This window comes from Rhodococcus sp. BP-241 (genome assembly GCF_019836145.1).
Lineage (GTDB): Bacteria > Actinomycetota > Actinomycetes > Mycobacteriales > Mycobacteriaceae > Rhodococcoides.
Genome location: NZ_JABUEI010000020.1, coordinates 1 through 22,055, shown reverse-complemented (window position 1 = coordinate 22,055; position 22,055 = coordinate 1). Strand labels below are relative to the sequence as shown.

Genomic DNA, 22,055 nt, shown 5'->3' with positions numbered 1-22,055 from the left:
GTCCGTATCAGTCCTGACAGAGGCGGGTGCCGGGGTGGGCTCCGGTGCGGGCTCGGGCACCACGACCGGCGCTGCCGGCCGCACGGCGGCGGACGGAGCGTCCTGACGAGCGACCGTGGTGTCGGTCTCGTAGTAGTGGCGGTAGTCGTAGTCCCGCTTGCCGCGCGACGGGGCCATCGTGAGGATGACGCCCAGGACCGGAGCGCCCACCTGCGCCAGGTTGCCCAGTGCACGGGTGAGTTCGTCCCGCTTGGTGTGGCCGTGGCGCGCCACGACGATGGCGCCGTCGGCGTGCGCCGTGATGACGGACGCGTCGGTGACGGGCAGCAACGGCGGTGCGTCGACGACGACGTAGTCGAAGCTCGCGCGGAGCGTGTCCATGACGGTGCGCGCCGCCTCGGAGCCGAGCAGCTCGGACGGGTTGGGCGGTAACGGTCCGGAGGCGAGCACGTCGACACCGTGGAACTTGGTCGGCTGCAACACTTCCTCCACGTCCGCCTGTCCCGACAGCACAGTGGAGAAGCCGACCGACCCGACGAGGCCGAGGTACTTCGAGACACGGGGACGACGGAGGTCGCCCTCGATGAGAGCCACGTGGTGGCCGGCCTCGGCGAGGACCAGCGCGAGGTTGACGGCCGTGGTCGTCTTGCCCTCGGCGGGCACGGCGGACGTCACGACGATGACGCGCGGCGGGGAGTCCACCTCGAGGAACTGGAGGTTGGTGCGCAGTTCGCGGAACGCCTCGGCGGTGCCGGAGGACGATTCGGCGAAGGAGAGCGCCGCCTCCTCCTTGATGGTCTTGTCGAAGGGCACGACGCCGACGACGGGAACGCCCGAGAGATCGGCGAGGGCGGTGCGGTCCTTGATGGTGTTGTCGAGCCGGTCGCGGATCACGGCGAGCGCGATACCGAGCAGCAGTCCGACGGCCACACCGAGCGCCAGGTTGCGCGTGGTCTTCGGCGAGATCGGGCCGGTGGGAACCTGTGCCGGCTCGACGACGCTGACCTGGGCCAGCGGAGCGCCGCCGCCGGGAGGCGTCTCGAGGTCGTCGACGAAGTCCACGAACGTGGTGCCGATGCCGTTCGCGAGATCGCGCGCGGTCGTCGCGTTGGAATCGGAGACGCACGTGTCGATCAGCACGGTGTCGGGTGAGGACGTGGTGCGAACCTTCGACGCCAGTGCCGACGGGCTCATGGAGAGGCCGAGGCTGTCGATGGTGCGCTGCGCGACGCTCTCGCCGCCGAGGAGCTGCGTGTAGGAGGCGACGCGCTGCTGCGAGGCCAGGTTGCCCTGGTACACCTCGGTCACCGAGGACGACGACGAGCCGGTGGAGACGTAGAGGCGGGTGCACGCCTCGTAGACGGGCGTGGACACGAGTGAGAACACCAGCGACGCCGCTGCGGCGATCACCGTGGTCAGAACAATCACGATCCACCGCGCGCGGAGAATTCTCACGTAATCAGATATCTCCACCGAGACGACTCCTCACATCGATGACGGCCGGACCGAGCACCCGGACCACGCATCTGGGGCAAACTTCTGGACTCACCTTAACCATGTCGTGACCATCGGGCATCTCGGGAACGGGGTAAAAGCCCCGCTCCGGTTTTTACGCGATAAATGTGAGAAACACCGATTTCCGAAATCGCCATCGAGTTCGTGAGCACTGCATACTTCGGCCCGCGCCGCTCGCCGTGTGGCACAGTTCACCACGTGACCAAGCTCGACCGCACCGATGCTCGCCTGTTGCTCGCGCTCTGCGACATCCCTCGCGCCACCGGAGTCCACCTCGCCTCGGTTCTCGGACTGGCGCGAAACACGGTTCAGGCCAGACTCTCTCGTTGGGACGACTCACATACCCTCGCGCCGATGGACCGGCTCGTCTCCCCTCGGGACCTGGGGTATCCCCTCCGCGCGTACGTGGGCGCAGTGACGGACCAACACCGCCTCGAAGCGGTCATCGATCGCCTGCGGGACATTGCAGAGGTGACCGAGGTGGTCGGCGTCTCGGGCGGAGCGGATCTGCAGATCGGCGTCTCGGCCGCCGACGCAGATGATCTGTATCGCGTGGCCGGGCTCATTCTCGCGGTTCCCGGAGTCGAACGCACGACGGTCTCCGTCGTGATGCGCGAAGCGATTCCCTATCGCACACGCCCGCTGATCGAGCGACTCGCGCGCGAGAACGACAATTCCTGATTTCCGCTCCTGTTACGTGTGCGCAAAACAAGGATTCAGCCCGACGGAAGCGTGCAACCACCCCTCGACGCAGGTTCCACGCTGATACCGTCCGACAGGTGATACGCCCAGGTTCCGGCGGCCGCAGTCGTGGTCGGTCCCGGGCACCCTTGACCGACGTCGTGCGTCGCCGTATCGCTGTACTGATCCCGACGTTCGCCCTCCCCGGCATCCTGACGATGTTCAGCGCCGCCGGCCCGGCCGCCGGCGCCCCGCGTATCGCGGCCATCGCCGTCCTGCTGTCCACTCTTCCCGTGGCGGCAATCGTCGCAACGGCTCGCAAGTCGTTCACCTGGTGGCGCCGGGCGCGCACCCAGCGCGCCGTCGCTCTGGCCTTCACCGTCTACGCCGACGTGGGGACGTCGACCTTCCTCCTGCTGTGCAGCAGTCACGCTCTGGGTCTCGCCGGGTGCGCCCTGTTCGCGGTCATCAGTTCGTACGTCGCCTTCTTCGGCGGACGCGCCACCGTGGTGGTGCACCTGGTGCTGACCACCGTCGTGATCGGCTGGATGACAGCGCTGGTCCTGCGCGAGCAACCGATCGGCGCCATGGCCACCATCGCCGCGGCGACGAGCATCTGGCTGGCGGTCAACGCGACCATGTCCATCGTCAGCACCACCTCGATGTCCTTGCACCGGCACCTCGAGCGTCAGATCGACAGCGCCCGGACCGATCCGCTGACGGGACTGCTCAACCTGCGCGGCCTGGAGGTGCAGGCGAAGCGGCAGCTCCGCGGACGGTCACAGGTGGGATTCCTGCTCGTCGACCTCGATCACTTCAAGTGGGTCAACGATCATCACGGGCACATCGCGGGCGACGGGGTGCTCGCGCTCGCCGCCCAGCGCCTGCGCGATCATCTGGGTGACCGGGCAGTGGTCGCGCGACGCGGCGGCGAGGAGTTCCTGGTGGTGCTCGACGCGCAGTCGACGGGACTGCACGCTCTCGCCGAGTCGATCCGGCTCGCGCTGTCCGACACGTCCGACCTCATCCCGGTGACGGTGAGCATCGGGGTCTCGTGTCTCGACACCACGCGAATGACGGCGGCCCCGATCGCGTCGACCATCAACCACGGCATGCACCTCGCGGACATCGCCATGTATCGAGCGAAGGCGGCGGGCCGCAACACCGTGGTGGTCTACACGGACTGACGCCCGCACGGTTTGCCGTCCTCCTCCTCGGGTAGCTCGCACGCGAGCCATCACCCGACCGACGAGAGGACCGTCCCATGGCCGTCAATCCGATCGAATTGCAGAAGCACCTTGCCGGCGCCGACTACCCGGCGTCGCCGAAAGACCTGGCCGATCTCGCGAAGAGCAACGGCGCGGACGACGACGTGGTCGACGCACTGTCGTCCATGCCCGACGACAGCTACGACGGACCCGACGCCGTCAGCGCCGCCATCACCAAGAAGTAGGTCAGGAGTCGAAGCGCCGGGGCGGCACCGGACTCGTCGGCAGGTAGATCAGCTCCGACGATCCGATGTCCGCCGGCGCGACGTTCTGCGCGGCGATGATCGCGGCGGCGTGCTCGCTGTCCGTGGTGCCGTGCGCCCGCGCCAGGCGTGACAGCCGAGTGCGTGCCGCCGACGTGGAGTCGTCGAAGAATTCGGCCAACACACCGGTCGCACCCGAGATGGTGGCCGCGCCGCTGAGTACTGCCTGCACGGCGGCCGACGCGTCGACGCGTCGGATCTCCGACGCTCCGGTGGTGAGGGCCAACGCCGTCAGGTCGGCGAGCATCTGCCCCAGCTCGTCCGGACGCTGGGTCCCCCACGGTTCGGCGGTGTAGACGGCCAGGGCGCCGAGTCCGACGCCCAGTGCGACGACCGGATACGCCCGTACGGCGCCGACGCCGCTCTCCTCGGCAAGTGCGCGGTACTGCTCCCACCGGCTGCTTCCCGCCTCTGAGGCGGCGCCGATCATGGCCACGGCCGTTTCCCGGGCACTGGTGCGGACGGGACCGGACGTGAAGAGCCGCTCGTCGGCGGCCGCACTGCCGACACTGGCGGTGGCCACGGTATGCAGGGTATCGCCGTCCAGCAGGGAGATGACGGCGATGTGTGCGTCGAACCCGGTGAGTGCGGTGCCCGCGATGCGCTCGAGGAGGGCGGGCAGGTCGAAGCGAGTGATCAGCGTGGCGGTGATGTCGGCGAGGGCGAGCCGAGTGGGCGTCGTGTTCACCGGGGACCTCCGTTGTCTCGTTCGTCTCTCATGCTGATCCGACGGGCCACGACGTCGGCAGCGACCTCGGTGACGCTGCGCCCCCGTGCGAAGGCGTGCGCGCGCAGACGGTCCATCGCCACATCGGTGGTCACGGCCAGTTGCACCGCGATCATGCCCGCCGCCACGTAGACGTCGGCGCGGCTGTACGGGCCGGCGCCCTCGATGGCGGCGACGTCCTCCGATGCCAGAGCATCCTCCGGGGTGGCCGCCGCGTCGTCGGTGTCGTCCGGGTTCACGTAGTGCCCAAGCACCGTACGCGCGATCGCGACGGCGCACATCCGGGCCGCGTCGTGCTCGACGTCGGTCAGGTCAACAGGAGTCGAGCGGTAGAGCTCCAGGACGCCGAACGACGACGCGCCACCCAGCAGCGGGTAGGCGTACATCCCGCGAGCGCCCAGCGTGGCCGCGCCCTGTCCGAAGATGGGCCAGCGGGCCGCGGAATCGGGCGAGCGGATGTCGCCCACCCGCACAGGCTCTGCGGAGCGATGCGCGTCGATGCACGGGCCTTCGCCTACGGTGAACTGCAGTTCGTCGAGCTGCTGCGAGAGGGCGTCGGTGGCGAAGACGAGTTCGCGCACGTCGTGCGAGGTGCCGAGAAGCGCGACTGCGGCGCCGTCGACACCCGTCAGCCGCACCGACGTCTCGGTGACGTGGCGGATTCCGGTGAACGACGACGCGCTGTCACGCGAGGAACCACGACGCCCGTCGTCGCGGTCGGGGTCGTCGGGCATGGAATCCACGAGCGAACCTCCTCCGGACGCCCGGTGCGCCTCGACACCCAGTGTCCCACGCGAGGTGCACCGAACGCGGAATGCGCCTCCTACTTTCCGATGTCGCTGCGCAGCAGCTTCCAGGGGACAGCTGCGGACTCGAGCTGCACCGCAAGACTCATCTTGGAGGTGCCGTCGACGCGCTCCTCGAAGCGGATGGGCACCTCGGCGATGCGGAGTCCGTGCCTGATGACGCGGTAGTTCATCTCCACTTGGAAGGCGTAGCCGTTACTGCCGACAGATGCGACGTCGATGGTGCGGAGCGTCGATGCGTGCCAGGCCTTGAAGCCGGCCGTCGCGTCCTTGACCTTCAACCGCAGGATCGCGTTGACGTACAGGTTGGCCCACTTCGACAGCGCCTTGCGGTGCCACGGCCAGTCCTCGGCGACGGCGCCGCCGGGGACGTAACGGGATCCGAGCACGACGGCCGCGTCCGTGGTGGTCAGCTTCTCGACCATGCGCGGGATGGCCTCACACGGGTGGGACAGATCGGCGTCCATCTGCACGACGATGTCCGCCCCCTCCTCCAGCGCGCGGAGGATGCCGGCGACGTAGGCGCGGCCCAGCCCGTCCTTGGTGGTGCGATGCAGAACACTCACCGGGATGGCGGCGGAGGTGGTGAGCCCGTCCGCGACGTCGCCCGTCCCGTCCGGCGATCCGTCGTCGACCACGAGGACGCCGAGGTTCTTCATCTGCAGGTCGGTGAGCATTCCGACCAGCTTGGGAAGGTTCTCGCGCTCGTTGTACGTGGGTACGACGACGGTGATGCGGGGGTCAGCGGAGGCTTCGGACACTGTGGAATGGTGATGGATCGACCGGTAGATCGCAAGAACCGGACATAGCGCGTCATCACCACGTGGCGTCGACGGGCGAACCGACGGACCTGTCCCCGTATGTCCGACCCCGTCCGCCGTCCCGTTTCGCGCTGTAGAGAAGGTGGTCGGCGCGGTCGAGGCAGTCGTGGATGTCCTCGTCGACGCCCAGCACCGCCCAGCCGGCGGAGAACGTCTGCTCCGCCGGCATGACAGCGATCAGCCGGGTCAGAATTGCCGAGACAGTCTCCGGGCTGCCGCTGGGGATCGCCATCGCGAACTCCTCGCCGCCCCAGCGAGCCAGCACGACGTCGGGACCGAGCATGCGTGTCGCGGCATCGGCGAAACCGACGAGCAGGGCGTCCCCGGCCGCATGACCGTGAGCGTCGTTGTAGGACTTGAACAGATCGAAGTCGAGCATCGCGAGAACCAACGTTCCGACACCTGCCAACGACTGCACGCGCTCACGCCACCCGCGGCGGTTCAACAGGCCGGTGAGACCGTCGGTCATCACAGCCTGCGCGAGAGCGTCCTCCTTGGTGCGGCGGTCGGTGACGTCGTGGATCACCGCCATCGTCCAGACGGTCCCGCGAGCGTTGACGACGCTGGTGGCAGAGACCCACCCCCACCGGATCTCTCCGTCGGGACGCACGTAGCGCTTCTCGACGCGCAGAACCTCGCCGCGGCGGTCGGCGTCGGCAGCGAGCTGTTCCATGCCGCGGTGCTGGGCGATGTCGTCGGGGTGGGTGAACCCGCGTGACGACTGTCCGGCGATGTCGTTCCACGAGCGACCGACCAGACGGCAGTAGGCATCGTTGGCCAGCACCAGCAATCCTTGCTCGTCCGCCAGCGCCATGGGAACGGTGCTGGCGTCGAACATTGCCTGGTACGTGCCCTCGTCCACCTGCCGAGAACTCATGTCACGAGCGTACGCAAGTCACGGCCGTCATCAGGGTTTCATGGCACGGACGGCCGCCACAGCGGTCGACGCGACGAATCCCCAGATCGCGACCGGTGAGCCGCCGCCGACCATGAGTGTCAGCGTGGTGCAGAGAAGAAGGAGAGACAGAGCCGCCCAGATGCGTGCGTCGACACGCGACGTCCTCACTTGCGGCCCTTGCCCTTGTGTCCGCGTGACACCTCGTCCGGATCCGCGACCGCGGTGCCGGAGACGACCCGGTCATCGCATGACGTCTCACCGCCGGCGATCTCACCGATCAGACCACCGATTCCGGCTCCCACCGCCACTCCGATGGGGCCTCCCCCAGCACCGAGCATGCCGCCGACACTGGCACCGCTCAACGCGGTCCCCACCATCGCCGACGAGCACTCGTCGACCGCGGTCTCGAGCGATTCGACGAAGTCTCGCACCGGGTCGGAAGTGGTTGCTGCACTCGCAGATCCCGCTCCTACGACTGCTATGGATACCGCTGCGAGCGTGGCGCCGACAATGCGCTTCGTGATCATGATGTCCCCCGATTTCGTGGGGAACTACCGGGCAGTCCCCCTGCGTCATCAAGCAGAACAGCGGCGTCGGTGATAAGCCATGACGCGGGCGCACGAACTCTGTTGCCCAACATGGGCGCACGGCCCGCCCTAAAAAAATTCTGTGTTCAGTTCTGAACGGAGAGACCGGAACCGGCCCCTCGTGCCCGTTAAGGGATAGATCTCCGACCTCGTTACCGACAAGTCCTGATAAACACCGGCTATTCATTCGAATGGATGACAACTCTGTCCAAAATGCGATATCGGACACACCAGCGTGACACTTCTCGGCAGGACGTCCAGCGGTAGCTGTTGTATTATTTTCCGACTGGACAACGTAAAGGACCCGCGCACTCCGACCGCGTCCGAGGTCCGCAAGTCTCGAACTACGCTGCTAGGGGCTCCATGACCAATTTATCGGTCAACATCATCGGTACGAGAGGCTATCCGAGCTACTACGGCGGTTTCGAAACCCTCGTCCGTAGGCTCGCCCCGTACTTGGCGGACCAGGGCTGGGACGTGACCGTCTACGGCCGAGGCCGGACCGCCGACGCCGGCAAGAGCGAGGGTGACCCGAGGGTCAAGTCGATCGACACCCTCGGTGTCGAGTCGAAGTCGCTCAGCACCCTGTCCTACGGACTGTCCTCGACGGCTCACTGTGCGTACACCAAGCCCGACGTCGCTCTGGTCATGAACGTGGCGAACGGTTTCTGGCTGCCGCTCCTTCGCGCGCGCGGCATACCGACGCTGGTCAACGTCGACGGCATCGAGTGGGAACGCGCCAAGTGGGGCAACGCCGCGAAGAAGTTGTTCCGGGCCGGTGCAACCGCAACAGCCCGGCACGCGGACAACCTGGTCTTCGACTCCAAAGCATTGGGTGCGCGGTGGAACGAGGAGTTCAACCGCGAGGGTGAATTCATCCCTTACGGCGGATCGTTCGGCCGCGACCGGCCAGTGGTCGACGGCCTCCAGCGACGCGGATACATCCTCATGGTCGCGCGCTTCGTCCCTGAGAACACCGTTGCCGAGTTCTTGGAGGCGGCAGAAGAGCTCAGCGAGCGCTGGGACGTAGTCGTGGTCGGGTCATCCGGATACGGCGGCGAACTCGAGGACCGCCTCACTGCACTGACGAACCGCAACCCACGTGTGCGGTGGTTCGGTCACGTCAGCGACGACGAGATGCTCTTCTCGCTGTGGGAGAACTGTGGTGTCTACTTCCACGGCCACAGCGTGGGTGGAACTAATCCGGCCTTGGTGCAAGCTATGGCACTCGGAGCGCCGACCGTCGCAAGGGACACGGTCTTTAATCGAGAAGTACTGGGCGTTGGCGGAGTATTCGCTCAGGCATCGTCTACGTCAATACTAGGTCGCGTTTCGGAGATGATGAACGATCCAGTTACACAGGAACGTTCCAGTTCAACTTCAATTGCACGCGCTGCCGAATCGTACACATGGGAATCAGTTTGTCAGAAATATAGCGATGCTCTACACGCTGTTGTCAGAACGAACAAACGAGTCGATATTCAGTGATGCGACTCGCTGAACCCCTCACTCGGACAGGTAAATATGAAACGACTTGCAGTGATCGTCAACTACTATACAAGCGAGATGGTTGCAGACCTCTTACAATCGCTACAAGAGTCGAAGATTGACACGATTTGCATAGTAGACAATTCAGTTGACACGGCTGAGTTGTCAAAATTGAAGCAGCTTGAATGCAACGATACCTCGATCGTAGTCGTGCCGAGTGTCTCGAATTCTGGATTCGGCGCCGCAGTCAACGCTGCAATTGAACATCTTGACCCATCGATGGATGACCTCGTCTGGATCATTAACCCAGACACGATAGCTGAATCGGACTGTCTGAACAAAATCGAACAAACATTGACCCGGTATCCCAATTCCGTCGTCAGCCCCTTAATCACGTTCGGCGACAGAGGACATGTCTGGTTTGCCGGGGGCTCGGTAGACATCCGTAAGGGAAGAGTAGAGCATCAGCCGTACGACTCTGCCCCAGACCTGCAGACACTTGAACCATATAATGTCGGGTTCATGTGCGGCGCTGCCCCAGCTTTTCGCTACCAAACATGGAAGTTGCTACAAGGGTTTCGTGACGACTTGTTCATGTATTGGGAGGATGTTGATCTGTCTATACGAGCCAATCAATCCGGCATCGCGTTAATGATCGACCCTGCTGCCAGAATGTGGCACAAGGTTGGAGCGAGCAGCGGCAACGAGGGCCAAAGTTCTTTGTACTATTACTACGCGGCGCGAAATCGAATTTTGGTATGCAATACAGCAAACCGAACATCGATTTATTCGGCATCATTCTTTCTCGAAAATGCGAAATTTTTGCTCCGCCCATTGAGGCGCGAACATCACGAGAAGATATCTAAGGCAGCGAGCGTTGTTCGGGGGTCGCTTGCCGGCTACCGGATGGTTCGACTAACGAGCGAATCGACAACCGTTTCATAATTCAGTGCAGAAATGTTTCCACGACTGGTCAACTGACTCATATGCGGATTTTGCTCGAATATATATCGAAACTTTGTCTAGCTCGATAACACAACTCAAGGCTTGAGCCCATCCGGAATCACTGAATCCTGGCCAATCCGTACCGAATAATTGCTCGATATGGGGGTGCCTCGGTGCAACAACAGCTGTGCACTGTTCCAAGGCGCGGACCGCGATACCGCTCTGGTAGAACCGATCATAGGGGATGACGATGCAGGCCGAGGCCTTGAGAAACTGACCGAACTCCAATTCGCTGATGAACGAATCATCAACAGTCCACCCGCGCACCTCCGGCCATCCCCTCCCCGCGATCATCAAATTGATGTCACAAGCGCCCACTTCGTCACTAATTTCTGTCAGAGCGGAAATCGATCTGGTCGGTTTGTACTGACCCAGAACAGACACCATGGTCTGGCGATTGCTTTGAACGTGATCATCTGGATACTGAGGCATCATCATCGGGTGACGTACTACCATGGCAATAACCCGCGAGGTCGAGCGAAGTTCTTCCGCAGCTTCTGACGTGTGACAGATAATATGAATCCGCGGCATCAGACATGCGAGTCGAAATAGCAAGAGCGCAGCCGAACCGTGCCCTTGCGCTCGTATCAGTGGATTAACATCGTGAATGATGATATAGACCTTCGAGAAAAGAGCTTGGACAGACCATGTTGCGGCTTCTAGAAACCCAAAAGCCGGCCATACCACGAGAACTGGCGACCTTGACGGCACAATACGAGAAGTCAAAATCCGGAGCGCTACCCAGATTTTCGCCGTACCGGACTGCTGCTCTACTGACCTCGATCTAATCTCCGGCGCAATATTATTTTTCTGCAGATGAGCCGAAAGAGCCTCGACATAATGTTTGAGTGCGACCGGCAGTGGGTTCCAGATAAGGAGTCGCTGTGTTCGGCTGTGCATCTTGAGATCCTCCACGTTTAGCTCAGTCTGAGATGAACGATGCAAGTGCACTAGCCATACGTTCTGTATTGTTTACTAATTCAACTCGCCTACGCCCTTGTTGTCCAGCCTCACGGGACTTGTCCGGCTGACTAAGGAAGTCAAGTATCGCTCCAGCCATTCCTATGTGGTCGCCCACCGGAACGAGCTTTCCATCGACACCATTAGTAACGTAGTCGGTCATTCCAAGTGTATCGGTAACAACTACTGGGCGTCCGGATGCCATCGCTTCCAAACAAACGGTCATACCGGACCCGTGGCAGTTATCGCGAGTGGCGACTGCCACTACCGCGGCGCGACTGTACAACTCCCTTACTTCGAGATGCGACATCTTTGGCAGAAATTCGATGCGCCTGTCGTTAAATTCCATGTCTGGTGTGTGTCCTTGAACTATCAACCGCGCTGTAGGACGAGATCGTACCACCGAATCAAATGCTCGGAATAGTGTTACATAGTCCCTGTCGATGTCATTTCCCAAAGAAAGAATTATGTCAGTATCATCATATGGCGAATACGTAAAAAAATCTTTGTCGATTCCGAAGTTGATATATCGGACTGGCAGGACATCAGATGCCATCCACGATTCAATTAAGGGAACTTGTGCTTGCGACAGGCACCAGAGACCATTGAAGTCACGGAGAACTCGCTTAAGAGCGATAGTCCGAATACGGTTATTCCGGCGCGCAATATCATCGGGCGTCCATATTATCCCAGCGAACAACCGAAGGTCTTTCGGCGCGGATGCATGGAGCCGTGCAGCAGTACCCTCATCCCATGCTATTGCCGCGTCGGCGCCTGTTCGAAGGTTCATTTTTGAGGATACGGATGATGATAGCTTATTTCTAAGTTTAAGTGGTCCTACGCTAACCGCTTCTACGTCCGGGTAAATCTGATTTATGCGGTTGAGTCCGTAAGGCCAGCAGTCAGGAACCTCACCGTTGACGTACCGTCTAGACCACTGCTCTGCGTTGCGTTCCGCAGGAAAGGCTACTTGAATCTTGGAACTCATTTCAGGGCCGGCCCTCTCTATCAGTAGAACAGATATGACTAGAGCTTCTGCTTCATGGCGAATCGGAGCGTTTCGATTGGCAATCTTCGCCGAGTTATGACCGAGTTGATGCAAACCAAGGCTAAGAACAGGACCGAGTACACGAATCCGTACGGAGTGCGTGTGTCCGAAACGTTGACCAAGAAGTAAACACCCGCAGTCATACACAGTGGCGGCACCAGGAGAAACGCCACCGGACGAAGAGCGCCTGCGAGCCAGCCACGCCATGTTAGCTGCAGGACTTTGATTGCTTTACGAATGTACAGTGGCTCCAGTAAAACGATGCTGACCGACATTGCCGTCGCTACACCTACAATCCCGAAATGATGGCCCAACACTATTCCGGCTGGTACGTACGCAGCTAGCCAACAGAGCTGCAACAAGAAGTAGGCCCCCGGCGTTCCAGCTGCATCCATTGCCGGAATGAACGGGACGTGGAACATATTCACAGATAGGCCCATGAGCAACACTATGATCGTGATCGGTACGCCGTAAGCTACTGCTGCGTTCCCAAGCCACAGCCTGGAAATTTCGGTAGCAGCAAGAATCAAGACGGTTGACCCTGTGAGCGCACTGGCGGAAGCCAAGAAAAACAGACCGAATAGCGTCTTTATCGCGCTTTCTCGATCCTTCTGCCACAGCTGACTCAAAACAGGCCGGAAGGGATCAGTGGACCAAAATATCAACTGCCGCACACTGCTATAGACCCTAAATGCCGACGAGTAGTAGGTAACCGCAGCCGGATTACCAAGGCCGGCGACGATCAAAGTGCCAGACTGGAGTATCAACGTTCCCGTAAGTGCAACCGAGAAAGATCTCGTACTGTAACCGAGAAGGCTGCGCATCGTGGCGGTGCTTGATTCCGAAAACTTCACAACACCTAGTCGGCGACGCAGTACTGCATACGTCGAAACAATCGGAGGCAGCATGAGCGCAAAGGCCTCGGCGAAGGCAATAGCCACGATGCTTTTGAAGTGAAAGCACGCGATCAATGTAAGAACCACTCGAAAACCGGCGCCAAGCAACTGATTGCGGCGTTCGAGAACGTAATACCCTGCACCCATCAGAGTACTTTCGAACGGTTTTAACGCCAGTACAGCGACAATCAGTGTCCCAGCGGCCAGTAACGCCCAACACTCGGCGCCCTCCAATCCGGACGCACTAAATTTAGCCCACATGAGTTCACGCACAATTGTTGCGTAAAGTCCACAAACTAGCAGGGATACAGAAACGGTAAACGCAACTGCGGTTGATAGAAGTTGCGTAGGACTTAGCCCGGAACTTTTCGAACGGAATAGGCTACCGTAATGCACGAGAGCGGTACCAATACCAAGATCCGAATAGTAGAAGAGAGTCGCGGTCACCGATATGGTTAACCAAAGGCCGTACTTGTCAGCGCCTACCGCTGCAATGTTGAAGGGAATTAGCACTAACCCGGAAGCCATCACAACTACTCCGGATAGAACGCTGGCGAGAACTCCTTTGGCTGCTCCCGAACCCTTTTTAGTCAACTGAGCGACCAAAATCTTGGTCCTCCAAGGTCTCGGTCTGCGTAGATAGATAGTTCCTGCGCGGTAACGCAGTCTTCGGGCGGTCGGCCACCTGAACAGCCCAGTCGGCGAAGGCTGGTGCTGCGGCGTCCTTGTCCGAGAGCTGGTAGGTCAGCGGTGAGCCGTCGCGGCCGTGGGTGGGCCAGTCGATCGCCAGGTCGGGGTCCAGCGGGTTGATGTCGCGGTCCAACTCGGGCGTGTATTCGAGCGAGCACAGGTACATCACCGTGGACTGGTCCTTGAGCGACAGGATCGCGTGCCCCAACCCCTCCGAGAGGTATACCGCGCGGCGGTCGACGTCGTCGATCAGGACGCTGTCCCATGTTCCGTAGGTCGGCGAGTCCACTCGTAGGTCGACGATCACGTCGAGGAACGCTCCGCGCACGCACGTGACGTATTTGGCCTGCCCGGGCGGGTTCAGGGTCACGTGGATACCGCGGAGCACGCCCGCGGCGGACACCGAGCAGTTCGCCTGCAGCAGTTCCAGGGGCCGGCCGGTCGCCGCGGTGAATTCCGAGGACTTGAACCACTCGAAGAACACGCCGCGGTCGTCCCCGAACTGACGGGGCGTGAACTCGTACGCCCCGGCTATGGACAGCTCACGAAAACTCATACAACCCAACCTTCTTGTCGATGAGTTGGAGGAGGTACGTGCCGTACCCCGACTTCACCAGCGGGGTCGCCCTCTCGGCCAACTCGTCGTCAGTGATCCAACCTCGACGCCACGCCACTTCTTCGGGCGCCCCCACCTTGAGGCCCTGGCGCTGTTCGATGGTGCGCACGAAGTTCGCAGCGTCCAACAAGGAATCGAACGTGCCGGTGTCGAGCCACGCCGTCCCGCGCGGGAGCACCTCCACCTGGAGGGTGCCGGCGTCGAGGTAGTGCCGGTTGATGTCCGTGATCTCGTACTCACCGCGCGCAGACGGTGCGAGGTCGCGGGCGATGGAGACGACGTCGTTGTCATAGAAATACAGACCCGGAACCGCGAAGTTCGACCGCGGCTCGGCGGGCTTCTCCTCCAACGAGATCGCTTTCCCCCCGCGGTCGAACTCGATCACGCCGTACGCCGACGGGTCCGACACCTCGTACGCGAAGACCGCACCGCCACCGAGATTCTCAAACCTGGCCAACTGCGAGCCCAGGCCGGGTCCGTAAAAGATGTTGTCACCCAGGACGAGCGCAACCTGCTCGGCCCCGACGTGCTCGGCGCCCAGAACGAAGGCTTGAGCCAAGCCATTAGGTTCGTGTTGAACCGTGTACGTGATGGAAATACCGAAATGCGAGCCGTCTCCGAGCAATCGTTGGAACTGATTCACATCGTGTGGCGTCGTGATGATGAGGATGTCGCGTATGCCCGCCAACATCAATGTTGTCAGTGGGTAGTAGATCATCGGCTTGTCGTAGACAGGTACTAGTTGTTTGCTCACCCCGACGGTGATCGGATGTAGCCGTGAGCCGGTCCCGCCGGCCAGAATGATTCCCCGCATGAGGAAGCAGTCTCCCAGAACCGAGCGCATCGCGCGCCTCGAGCGATTCCGGTCACAGATACCTCTCGAGTCGAATCTCGAAAGCGATGAACGTAGTCTCGCCGCATGAGAATGCTCGTGACCGGCGGCGCCGGATTCATCGGCGCGAACTTCGTGCACCTGACCACCCGCACCCGCCCCGACGTGCACATCACCGTCCTCGACGCCCTCACCTACGCCGGCAACCGAGCCTCCCTCGACCCCGTCGCCGACCACATCACCTTCGTCCACGGCGACATCACCGACGCCGCCCTCGTCGACCGCCTCGTCGCCGAGACCGACCTCGTCGTCCACTTCGCCGCCGAATCACACAACGACAACTCCCTCGGCGACCCCTGGCCGTTCGTCCACACCAACATCATCGGCACCACCACCCTGCTCCAGGCAGTGCGCACCCACGACGTGCGCTACCACCACATCAGCACCGACGAGGTCTACGGCGATCTCGAACTGGACGACCCCGCGCGGTTCACCGAGACCACCCCCTACAACCCGTCCTCGCCCTACTCCTCCACCAAAGCCTCCAGCGACCTGCTCGTGCGCGCCTGGACCCGCTCCTTCGGCGTCCGCGCCACTCTCTCCAACTGCTCCAACAACTACGGGCCCTACCAACACGTCGAGAAGTTCATCCCCCGCCAGATCACGAACGTCCTCACAGGCGCCCGCCCCAAGCTCTACGGCGCCGGCCTCAACGTCCGCGACTGGATCCACGTCGACGACCACAACACCGCCGTCTGGACCATCATCGACAAGGGCACCCTCGGGCAGACCTACCTCATCGGCGCCGACGGCGAAACCGACAACCGCACCGTCGTCGAAACCATCCTCGAACTCTGCGGCCACGACACCAACGACTACGACCACGTCACCGACCGCCCCGGCCACGACCTGCGCTACGCCATCGACAGCACCCGCCTGCGCACCGAACTCGGCTGGACACCCACCTACACCGACTTCCGCGCCGGCCTCACCGCCACCATCGACTGGTACCGCACCAACGAGAACTGGTGGAGCACAAAGAAAACCGAGACGGAGTCGGCCTATCTCACCGCGGGCGAACGAGTGGGTGTAACGAGGATTCGGCGTTCGTAAACCCAGCATTCCACAACTTTTGCTGGTTCCGATCACTACAGCCTTGTGACCCAAATTAATATGAACAATGACACAGAATTATGGAATATATACCATTCAGGATGCTACCAAAAGTAATCCACAATGGACCGAAAAAAGGGCTTCCGTCCTGCGACGACACCGCTCCGCCGGTCTCATCCCAGAAGCTCTTCGACCTGCTCTTGCGCCTGCTCGGTAGTCGTAACGTAGTGGACACCTCGGCAACTCTTCAGGTAGTCCGTGTAAACGTCATGAATCTTGCCGTAATTATTGTCCAAAGCAACAACTGGACTGCCCATCAGCGCACCCAGCACAGCGGCATGGAGTCGGTCTGTCAATACGACGCGGCCGAGTGACAACGTCTTCAACGCGGCACGGAAGTTCAACGCGGCTTGCACTCGATAGCCCAACTTGAGTGCGGGATCAATACCGGCTGCTATCCTCGGAACCGTACTTGAAATTCGTCCAGGCAGTCTCGCGACCCTCCAGGCGGCCGAATCGCGGCCGCTCAGTCCCCAATCGAGGGTCACAGAGGGCTGCGTCATATTGAGCGCCGGACGCTCGACCCGTTCACGATCTTGGCGCAATAACTGCACGATCTCAAATCGAAAGTCAGGCGACGGTTTTGGCTGCAGCCCGATACCGAAAGCCGTATCCGGGCAGTGGACAACCCGATTCGAATCGCCGAACTCATCGTGTGCGAAAGCGAGGGATCGCTGTTCCCGAGCAAGAATGGTGAGATTCTTGTGAGATCCAAGAATTCTTTTCGATTGCTCAAGTTTTGCAGGAGAGTTATACCAAATGCTTTGAGGCAAGAAGACTATCTGTCGATCTGGAAAATCAGAGATAACCCGATGGCGCAGGATCTCGAAATGATCCCAGGCATCGCCGAAGTTACCACCGCCATGAAGCAGTATTGGGCCCTCAGGAACGAATTTTCGGACTAGATCGGCCCGATATCGGGTGAAGTCGCAGACATAATCGATAGACACGCCCATCTGCGCGAAGTACTCCATCTCGCCGAGGTAGATCAGTGTATCGCCAGCGTTCTGATGGGACGGAAAATCAATTAGTGCCGCTCGGCTCCCCCGCGGGATCACCGTCTCGAGTGCGCTGAGAGTAGCAGTTTGAATATCGTCGACCCACGGGAGTTCCATGCACAGCATCATGCCGCAACGAAGCGACTTCTCGCTTGCCGAGAGGGGTGCACTGCAGGTATGAACATCCGGCGTCCAGCCGACTGCCCTGGGAAGCCAGCAAGCACCAGGCGTTCGAGTAGGTCGCAACCGCCATTTGGACACGTGGTCGATGCCAGCCTCGACGACAAGCGTCACCCAGGCGCGACCAAACACATGGATGTTGGATGCCTCAACGAGCCAGGTGTACTTCAGACGGAAGCCGTATTCGGCGATCGCTGTCGTCGTATTTAGCGATCTCCGTTACCAACCGCCGCCTGCTCACGGGGGCCGCCACCGCGAGCCCGACCAAAAACCAGACGACTATCTGATACCGGGTGATCACGCCACTGTAGTAAACACAGGAAGATTGCCGACGAGAGCTATCTCAGCCAGTGACGCCTCGCGGGTGATTACACGCAAAATCATCACATCCATTCCGCTAATCGTGATCACCATTGCCACAAGGCCAAACCCGAGGCCGAGCGCCAAGAAGCCGTTGTCGAGGGAGCTGAACCGGTCGTAATAAACCGTGCCGTCCCGTCGCAGGTTGCAACTCGTAGCTCGACCGAAGACTGTAAGGGTGTCTACAAGCCGGTACATCCAGACTCGATATTGTGAGCTGAAAGAGGCCTCGGTACCGGCGGTTCCAGTAAGGCGACTATTCCCTCGGCGGTCGGTCAGATGTCTATCGGGAACAATCAGCTGCACAACAGGACCGCTTGCAAGAAGACGAACAACGCAGGCGTGACCACCTTCGCCGGCGACGGTACGGCGACGTCCTTCACGACCAAGTCCCGCAAGTCCCGGTCTCATCGCGACCCCGTCCGAGGCTCAAGCAGTTGCGGGATCACCGGCAGCATCGGCGCCGAGCCAAATGGTGTTCGACGCGCCAAATGCCCCGCAGTCGGTCGTGGCCGACGTCGGAAGTAAGGCCGCCGCTGCTGCGGTGGCAACTGCGCTCGCTGGGAAGATCACTGCTGCCGAAGCAACCGCCAAGGCCAACCTCGCGCAGGCGCGCGCTCAGGCGTACACCGACGCGAAAACATCCTCTGGATTCAACCCTGCCGCAGTGGCGGACCTCGACGTTTGGTTCGATGCCGACAACCTCATCGACGGCGTCTACAGCTACGAAGCGTTCGGCCGGGCAGACGCATCGAGCCTCGGAACATCGACGTCCGGTTTCGTATGGACACAACCGGTGGGCTCAATCGCCAGAAGCGCGCGTACCGCGAAGACCTCTGGCGTGAACGCGTTCGCCATACTTCCTGCTGTCGTGGTCGCCGACTACGCCGTGACCCTTGCCGTGAAACTCGGTCCGACCAGTGAATCGGCCGCGATCTATGCCCGGCACACCGCAACGAACAACCACATAAAGTGCGTCATCCGACGGGTATCGGGCGGCAGTGACTACCTTCAGTTGGTATCAACCGTGGCCGGCACCGAAACCCAGATCGGCTTTCTCAGCGCAGCAGGTCTCACCCTCGACACCACTCAGCAAGTCACCGTCGAGGTGAAAGGCAACGTGTATCGCGTCTACCTAGCGAAGCGTGGTGTCCAGATGCCGCAGCGCATCCTGTCCGACACCCCCGCGCCCCCGGTGTTGAACCGGCCGCTCAAGGGAAGCAATATTGATCCCAAAGCCGCGGACTTGAACCGGCCGAACGCGTGGGTCGGACTACACGGATCTTGGGACTGGGCGTGGATGAAGCGAAGCGTCGACCGGGCGAAGAGTCTGGGCGCAAACACCATTCGACTGGTGGGAGATGTCGAGACAGTCGCATCCGGCGTTATCAGCCAGGCAACTTACCTCGCGCAACTGGGACTGTTGGTTGACTACTGCGCCACACAGGGGCTGGACTAGTACCACTGCGCAGGCGACGCCACGCACTTCGGTGGTGCAGACGCGAACTACGTCGCGGCGTTCCTCAGCAGCCAGGCCGCATTGCTCGCAACCAAGTCGAACGTCCTAGCGTTCGAATTGCTCAACGAGATCGGCAACGCGATCATGCTCTTCCCGGAGCCCATGCTCGCGTCATGGGCCGCGCAATTCAGCGCAGCGGTACGTGCCGCCGCGCCGAACCTCCCGATCACCATCAGCGACGTCTCGAACGGAAACTCGACGATCATCGGAAAGTTCTCTGATTGGCAACGGATCCGTCGCTACGCGCCGTATGTCGACTTCCACGTCTACCCAGCCGTGGCGAACACTCTCAAGCCGTGGCACACGGCAGCGTGCGAGCTGGTGTCTGATCGTCCAGTAATCTTCGGAGAGATCGGCGCGTACCGCCCTTCGCGTACCGGCGCACAGATGGCCGATGCATACGAGACGATCCGGCAAACTATGATCCGGACGCCATCGGTGAAAGGCGTAATTCAGTGGGCGACCGTCAACAACGACTTCGGCCTGTACGACGAAACGACCGACACCCTTCAGACGGACATCGCGTCTACCTGGGCACTGTTCCCCTCGACCTGACCGGAAGGCGACAGCCGCTTCTTGGCAACGGCTGTCGCCACCGCCAGGCCGACCATGAACCAGACCACGATCTGATACTGGGTGATCATTGCGACGGTCGTGATGACCGGAAGGTTGCCGACGAGAGCTATCTCGGCCAATGACGCCTCACGCGCAATAACCCGCAGAACCATCACCGTCATGCCACCGATAGCGACCGCCATCGCGACGTAGCCGAATCCGAGGCCCAACGCCAGGAACCCGTTGTCGATGGAACTGAACCGTTCGTAGTAGACGGTTCCGTCCTGGCGGACGCTGTAGCTGGATGCTCGACCGATAACCGAGAGGGTGTCGACGAGCCGGTACATCGAGACGCGGTACTGCGAACTGAAGGAGGCCTCGGTTCCAGCGCTGTCGGTGAGTTGCCCGTAGTAGATTGCCCCTGCAACCAGGCCGCCTGCAACGACGAGCGCGAGCACTTGTTTCGGAATGCGGCGACCCCTCGGGCTGAATACGAACAGCAGGCACAGTGTGAGGCCGACTGCGATGAGGGACCCGCGGCTCTGCGTCGACGCCACAGCCAACCCCACGAAGCTCATCGCGATAACTCGGGTGGCTACCGAGAAACGAGATGCCGCCCAGATGAACGGGACGGACATCGCCAGTGCTCCACCTAGAGCAATGGGGTGACCGAATGCCCATTCGGAGCGAACCGATCCACCCCGTTCGAGCAACGGTCCCCATGTCTCGTAGGACGGGTTCGTCAGGTTGATGGACTCGAACGGGTGCCAGGACAGGATCCACTCTGCAGTCGTAGCGACGGCAACGAGAGCGAAGGCGATCGCGAACGCGTTCTCAGCCCACCTGATTCCAGCAGGTACCGCAACCAATCGTGCGATCGCGTAAGCGGCCGCCCAGTGCGAGATCATCGTGAACCACACCGGAAGGCTGGACGTCGCCAGGAATACGCCCGCGCCAGCGACTACGACGAGCGCCACGACTACGAGGTCAGCCACGTGTGGCACATACTTCGACGACGTCGCCACCGCCAGAACCACGACCAGCCCCAGCAGGGTGGGAATGGGCAAGAACCCCGCAACGTCGATGCCGACCCAGTACGGAACGAAACAGACCGACGCGATCCAGAGTCCTAACCCGAGCCGCGGCCGGTGCCAGATGGCCAGAACCATCACGAACGCGAACATGGCAGCCGTACCGAGAATGGGTTCGACGGTGACTGCTACCCCTGCGGCCACTGCGAGGATGGCGGCAACGGCCAGGTATGCGGAGTTGAACCGCGCCCCCGTCACGATGCCGGCGTCCAGATGGCATCGACGGGATCGGCAGACGTTGGACCCTGTGGTCCGAAGTCCATGAGTCCCGTGTTGTTGGCCAACCACATCAGGCCGAGGAAGGCTACGAAGAGCAGCGCGAGGCCAACGGCGGGGGAGCCTGCGGCGCGCCGGATAAATCGGTCCAAAGACTCGATCAGGTCGGTGATGCTCATGCGGGCATTGTGCCGTACCGAGCGGTTTCGGCGCGTGTCGAGCAGCCGCGCATAACGCGAGCTAACTGCCGTGTGCCGGTCCCCTGCATCCGCAGGGGCCTGGCAGGCCCGCGCCTGTTTCGATCGAACTCATGCCGTAGGCGCACTCAGCAGCCAGTGTTCCGCGGCAGCATCGCGAAAGGGGTTCTCCATCTTGGCGGCATCGAAGGTGACCGCGGCCGGGAGCTGCCACAGAATTGGTCCGAGGCGCTGACCCTGAGCGAACACCCCACACCTGAGGAAGTTGCCTAGCTGTAATGGCCAGGGACGTTGTGGACGGCGTGGCGACAACAGTGAGGTGAGGACGTCCGGTATCGGAGTAGTTACCACAACTGCACCGACAACCGAGAGGTCCTCGTGTCCCACGCTAACGCCTCCCTCACCCTCAAGGGACGATTGAAAGCTCGCGAGTTCGATCGTCGACGACCACTGGTCAATCCGGCGGGCCGCCGAACGGTTCCAGGTCTCACCGACCACCGCCAAGAAGTGGGCCGACCGATACCGGACCGGTGGGGCACCGGCGATGATCGACCGGTCCAGCCGGCCCCGCCGCAGCCCCGCGCGCACACCGAGACGCACCGAACGACGAATCGTGGCGCTGCGCTTCACCAACCGGTGGGGACCGCACCGGATCGCCTACCACC

At 61.6% G+C, this 22,055-nt stretch carries 23 protein-coding genes and 1 pseudogene; 9 read left to right on the top strand and 15 right to left on the bottom strand.

Annotated elements, in window-relative coordinates; genetic code table 11:
- A partial coding sequence (locus tag HQ308_RS22270) for a polysaccharide biosynthesis tyrosine autokinase (RefSeq protein WP_222647969.1) occupies positions 1-1,473 on the bottom strand: 1,473 nt, incomplete at its 3' end.
- 240 nt (positions 1,474-1,713) lie between these two features.
- On the opposite strand from HQ308_RS22270, the gene HQ308_RS22265 reads away from it, so the two are divergent.
- The 3 genes from HQ308_RS22265 to HQ308_RS22255 all read left to right on the top strand — a co-directional run bounded on the left by HQ308_RS22265 (position 1,714) and on the right by HQ308_RS22255 (position 3,649).
- Positions 1,714-2,196, top strand: coding sequence for an Lrp/AsnC family transcriptional regulator (locus HQ308_RS22265; protein WP_027506980.1), 483 nt, complete (start codon positions 1,714-1,716; stop codon positions 2,194-2,196).
- A gap of 149 nt (positions 2,197-2,345) precedes the next feature.
- A complete protein-coding gene (locus HQ308_RS22260) occupies positions 2,346-3,383 on the top strand; it encodes a diguanylate cyclase (RefSeq protein WP_056695889.1) in 1,038 nt (345 codons plus the stop codon).
- 77 nt (positions 3,384-3,460) lie between these two features.
- The gene (locus HQ308_RS22255; protein ID WP_056443925.1) at positions 3,461-3,649 is read left to right on the top strand and encodes a DUF2795 domain-containing protein; all 189 of its coding nucleotides are present in this window, start codon (positions 3,461-3,463) and stop codon (positions 3,647-3,649) included.
- Position 3,650: 1 nt separating this feature from the next.
- Here HQ308_RS22255 and HQ308_RS22250 read toward each other — a convergent pair whose 3' ends face one another.
- The 6 genes from HQ308_RS22250 to HQ308_RS22225 all read right to left on the bottom strand — a co-directional run bounded on the left by HQ308_RS22250 (position 3,651) and on the right by HQ308_RS22225 (position 7,410).
- Positions 3,651-4,415, bottom strand: a complete 765-nt coding sequence (locus tag HQ308_RS22250; protein ID WP_222647968.1) for a GAF domain-containing protein — start codon at positions 4,413-4,415, stop codon at positions 3,651-3,653.
- Positions 4,412-5,188, bottom strand: coding sequence for a GAF and ANTAR domain-containing protein (locus HQ308_RS22245; RefSeq protein ID WP_261776474.1), 777 nt, complete (start codon positions 5,186-5,188; stop codon positions 4,412-4,414). Before HQ308_RS22245 ends, HQ308_RS22250 begins: the two co-directional genes overlap by 4 nt.
- A gap of 89 nt (positions 5,189-5,277) precedes the next feature.
- Positions 5,278-6,021, bottom strand: a complete 744-nt coding sequence (locus tag HQ308_RS22240) for a polyprenol monophosphomannose synthase (protein ID WP_222647966.1) — start codon at positions 6,019-6,021, stop codon at positions 5,278-5,280.
- A gap of 55 nt (positions 6,022-6,076) precedes the next feature.
- Positions 6,077-6,958, bottom strand: coding sequence for a sensor domain-containing diguanylate cyclase (locus tag HQ308_RS22235; RefSeq protein ID WP_222647965.1), 882 nt, complete (start codon positions 6,956-6,958; stop codon positions 6,077-6,079).
- Positions 6,959-6,988: 30 nt separating this feature from the next.
- Positions 6,989-7,147, bottom strand: coding sequence for a hypothetical protein (locus HQ308_RS22230; RefSeq protein WP_222647964.1), 159 nt, complete (start codon positions 7,145-7,147; stop codon positions 6,989-6,991).
- Entirely contained in the window at positions 7,144-7,410 is a 267-nt protein-coding gene (locus tag HQ308_RS22225; RefSeq protein WP_222647963.1) for a hypothetical protein, read from the bottom strand. Before HQ308_RS22225 ends, HQ308_RS22230 begins: the two co-directional genes overlap by 4 nt.
- Positions 7,411-7,929: 519 nt before the next feature.
- On the opposite strand from HQ308_RS22225, the gene HQ308_RS22220 reads away from it, so the two are divergent.
- A complete protein-coding gene (locus HQ308_RS22220) occupies positions 7,930-9,054 on the top strand; it encodes a glycosyltransferase (RefSeq protein WP_222647962.1) in 1,125 nt (374 codons plus the stop codon).
- Between the two features lie 51 nt (positions 9,055-9,105).
- Entirely contained in the window at positions 9,106-9,999 is an 894-nt protein-coding gene (locus tag HQ308_RS22215) for a glycosyltransferase family 2 protein (RefSeq protein WP_222647961.1), read from the top strand.
- Here the strand turns inward: HQ308_RS22215 and HQ308_RS22210 are convergent.
- The 5 genes from HQ308_RS22210 to rfbA all read right to left on the bottom strand — a co-directional run bounded on the left by HQ308_RS22210 (position 9,994) and on the right by rfbA (position 15,083).
- Positions 9,994-10,974, bottom strand: a complete 981-nt coding sequence (locus HQ308_RS22210) for a hypothetical protein (RefSeq protein WP_222647960.1) — start codon at positions 10,972-10,974, stop codon at positions 9,994-9,996. The genes HQ308_RS22215 and HQ308_RS22210 overlap by 6 nt on opposite strands.
- 7 nt (positions 10,975-10,981) lie before the next feature.
- Entirely contained in the window at positions 10,982-11,575 is a 594-nt protein-coding gene (locus HQ308_RS22205; protein WP_222647959.1) for a glycosyltransferase family 4 protein, read from the bottom strand.
- A gap of 470 nt (positions 11,576-12,045) precedes the next feature.
- Positions 12,046-13,236, bottom strand: coding sequence for an oligosaccharide flippase family protein (locus HQ308_RS22200; RefSeq protein WP_222647958.1), 1,191 nt, complete (start codon positions 13,234-13,236; stop codon positions 12,046-12,048).
- Positions 13,237-13,549: 313 nt separating this feature from the next.
- On the bottom strand, positions 13,550-14,209 hold the full coding sequence (locus tag HQ308_RS22195) for a dTDP-4-dehydrorhamnose 3,5-epimerase family protein (RefSeq protein WP_222647957.1): 660 nt from the start codon (positions 14,207-14,209) through the stop codon (positions 13,550-13,552).
- A complete protein-coding gene (gene rfbA / locus HQ308_RS22190; RefSeq protein ID WP_222647956.1) occupies positions 14,196-15,083 on the bottom strand; it encodes a glucose-1-phosphate thymidylyltransferase RfbA in 888 nt (295 codons plus the stop codon). The genes HQ308_RS22195 and rfbA overlap by 14 nt, the downstream gene beginning before the upstream one ends.
- 105 nt (positions 15,084-15,188) lie before the next feature.
- Here rfbA and rfbB point away from each other — a divergent pair, with 105 nt between their 5' ends.
- Positions 15,189-16,214, top strand: coding sequence for a dTDP-glucose 4,6-dehydratase (gene rfbB, locus HQ308_RS22185; protein WP_222647955.1), 1,026 nt, complete (start codon positions 15,189-15,191; stop codon positions 16,212-16,214).
- Between the two features lie 173 nt (positions 16,215-16,387).
- Here rfbB and HQ308_RS22180 read toward each other — a convergent pair whose 3' ends face one another.
- Positions 16,388-17,389, bottom strand: coding sequence for a polysaccharide pyruvyl transferase family protein (locus HQ308_RS22180; protein WP_222647954.1), 1,002 nt, complete (start codon positions 17,387-17,389; stop codon positions 16,388-16,390).
- Between the two features lie 895 nt (positions 17,390-18,284).
- On the opposite strand from HQ308_RS22180, the gene HQ308_RS22175 reads away from it, so the two are divergent.
- Entirely contained in the window at positions 18,285-19,271 is a 987-nt protein-coding gene (locus HQ308_RS22175; RefSeq protein ID WP_222647953.1) for a hypothetical protein, read from the top strand.
- An 81-nt stretch (positions 19,272-19,352) separates the two neighbouring features.
- Positions 19,353-19,886 carry a hypothetical protein gene (locus HQ308_RS22170; protein ID WP_222647952.1) on the top strand — a complete coding sequence of 178 codons (534 nt, stop codon included), beginning with the start codon at positions 19,353-19,355 and terminating at the stop codon, positions 19,884-19,886.
- Here HQ308_RS22170 and HQ308_RS22165 read toward each other — a convergent pair.
- Both HQ308_RS22165 and HQ308_RS22160 read right to left on the bottom strand, forming a co-directional pair.
- The gene (locus HQ308_RS22165; protein WP_222647951.1) at positions 19,841-21,175 is read right to left on the bottom strand and encodes an O-antigen ligase; all 1,335 of its coding nucleotides are present in this window, start codon (positions 21,173-21,175) and stop codon (positions 19,841-19,843) included. The genes HQ308_RS22170 and HQ308_RS22165 overlap by 46 nt on opposite strands.
- On the bottom strand, positions 21,172-21,372 hold the full coding sequence (locus tag HQ308_RS22160) for a hypothetical protein (protein ID WP_222647950.1): 201 nt from the start codon (positions 21,370-21,372) through the stop codon (positions 21,172-21,174). The genes HQ308_RS22165 and HQ308_RS22160 overlap by 4 nt, the downstream gene beginning before the upstream one ends.
- Before the next feature lie 396 nt (positions 21,373-21,768).
- On the opposite strand from HQ308_RS22160, the pseudogene HQ308_RS22155 reads away from it, so the two are divergent.
- Positions 21,769-22,055: pseudogene (locus HQ308_RS22155) on the top strand (leucine zipper domain-containing protein); the annotation flags it as partial.

What these genes read in the sequence shown, in the direction of transcription:
- HQ308_RS22255 (WP_056443925.1), top strand. Translation starts at nt 3,461, where the DNA reads ATGGCCGTCAATCCGATCGAATTGCAGAAGCACCTTGCCGGCGCCGAC.
- HQ308_RS22245 (WP_261776474.1), bottom strand. Translation starts at nt 5,188, where the DNA reads ATGCCCGACGACCCCGACCGCGACGACGGGCGTCGTGGTTCCTCGCGT.
- HQ308_RS22235 (WP_222647965.1), bottom strand. Translation starts at nt 6,958, where the DNA reads ATGAGTTCTCGGCAGGTGGACGAGGGCACGTACCAGGCAATGTTCGAC.
- HQ308_RS22220 (WP_222647962.1), top strand. Translation starts at nt 7,930, where the DNA reads ATGACCAATTTATCGGTCAACATCATCGGTACGAGAGGCTATCCGAGC.
- HQ308_RS22205 (WP_222647959.1), bottom strand. Translation starts at nt 11,575, where the DNA reads ATGGCATCTGATGTCCTGCCAGTCCGATATATCAACTTCGGAATCGAC.
- HQ308_RS22195 (WP_222647957.1), bottom strand. Translation starts at nt 14,209, where the DNA reads ATGAGTTTTCGTGAGCTGTCCATAGCCGGGGCGTACGAGTTCACGCCC.
- rfbA (WP_222647956.1), bottom strand. Translation starts at nt 15,083, where the DNA reads ATGCGGGGAATCATTCTGGCCGGCGGGACCGGCTCACGGCTACATCCG.
- rfbB (WP_222647955.1), top strand. Translation starts at nt 15,189, where the DNA reads ATGAGAATGCTCGTGACCGGCGGCGCCGGATTCATCGGCGCGAACTTC.
- HQ308_RS22180 (WP_222647954.1), bottom strand. Translation starts at nt 17,389, where the DNA reads ATGGAACTCCCGTGGGTCGACGATATTCAAACTGCTACTCTCAGCGCA.
- HQ308_RS22175 (WP_222647953.1), top strand. Translation starts at nt 18,285, where the DNA reads ATGGTGTTCGACGCGCCAAATGCCCCGCAGTCGGTCGTGGCCGACGTC.
- HQ308_RS22160 (WP_222647950.1), bottom strand. Translation starts at nt 21,372, where the DNA reads ATGAGCATCACCGACCTGATCGAGTCTTTGGACCGATTTATCCGGCGC.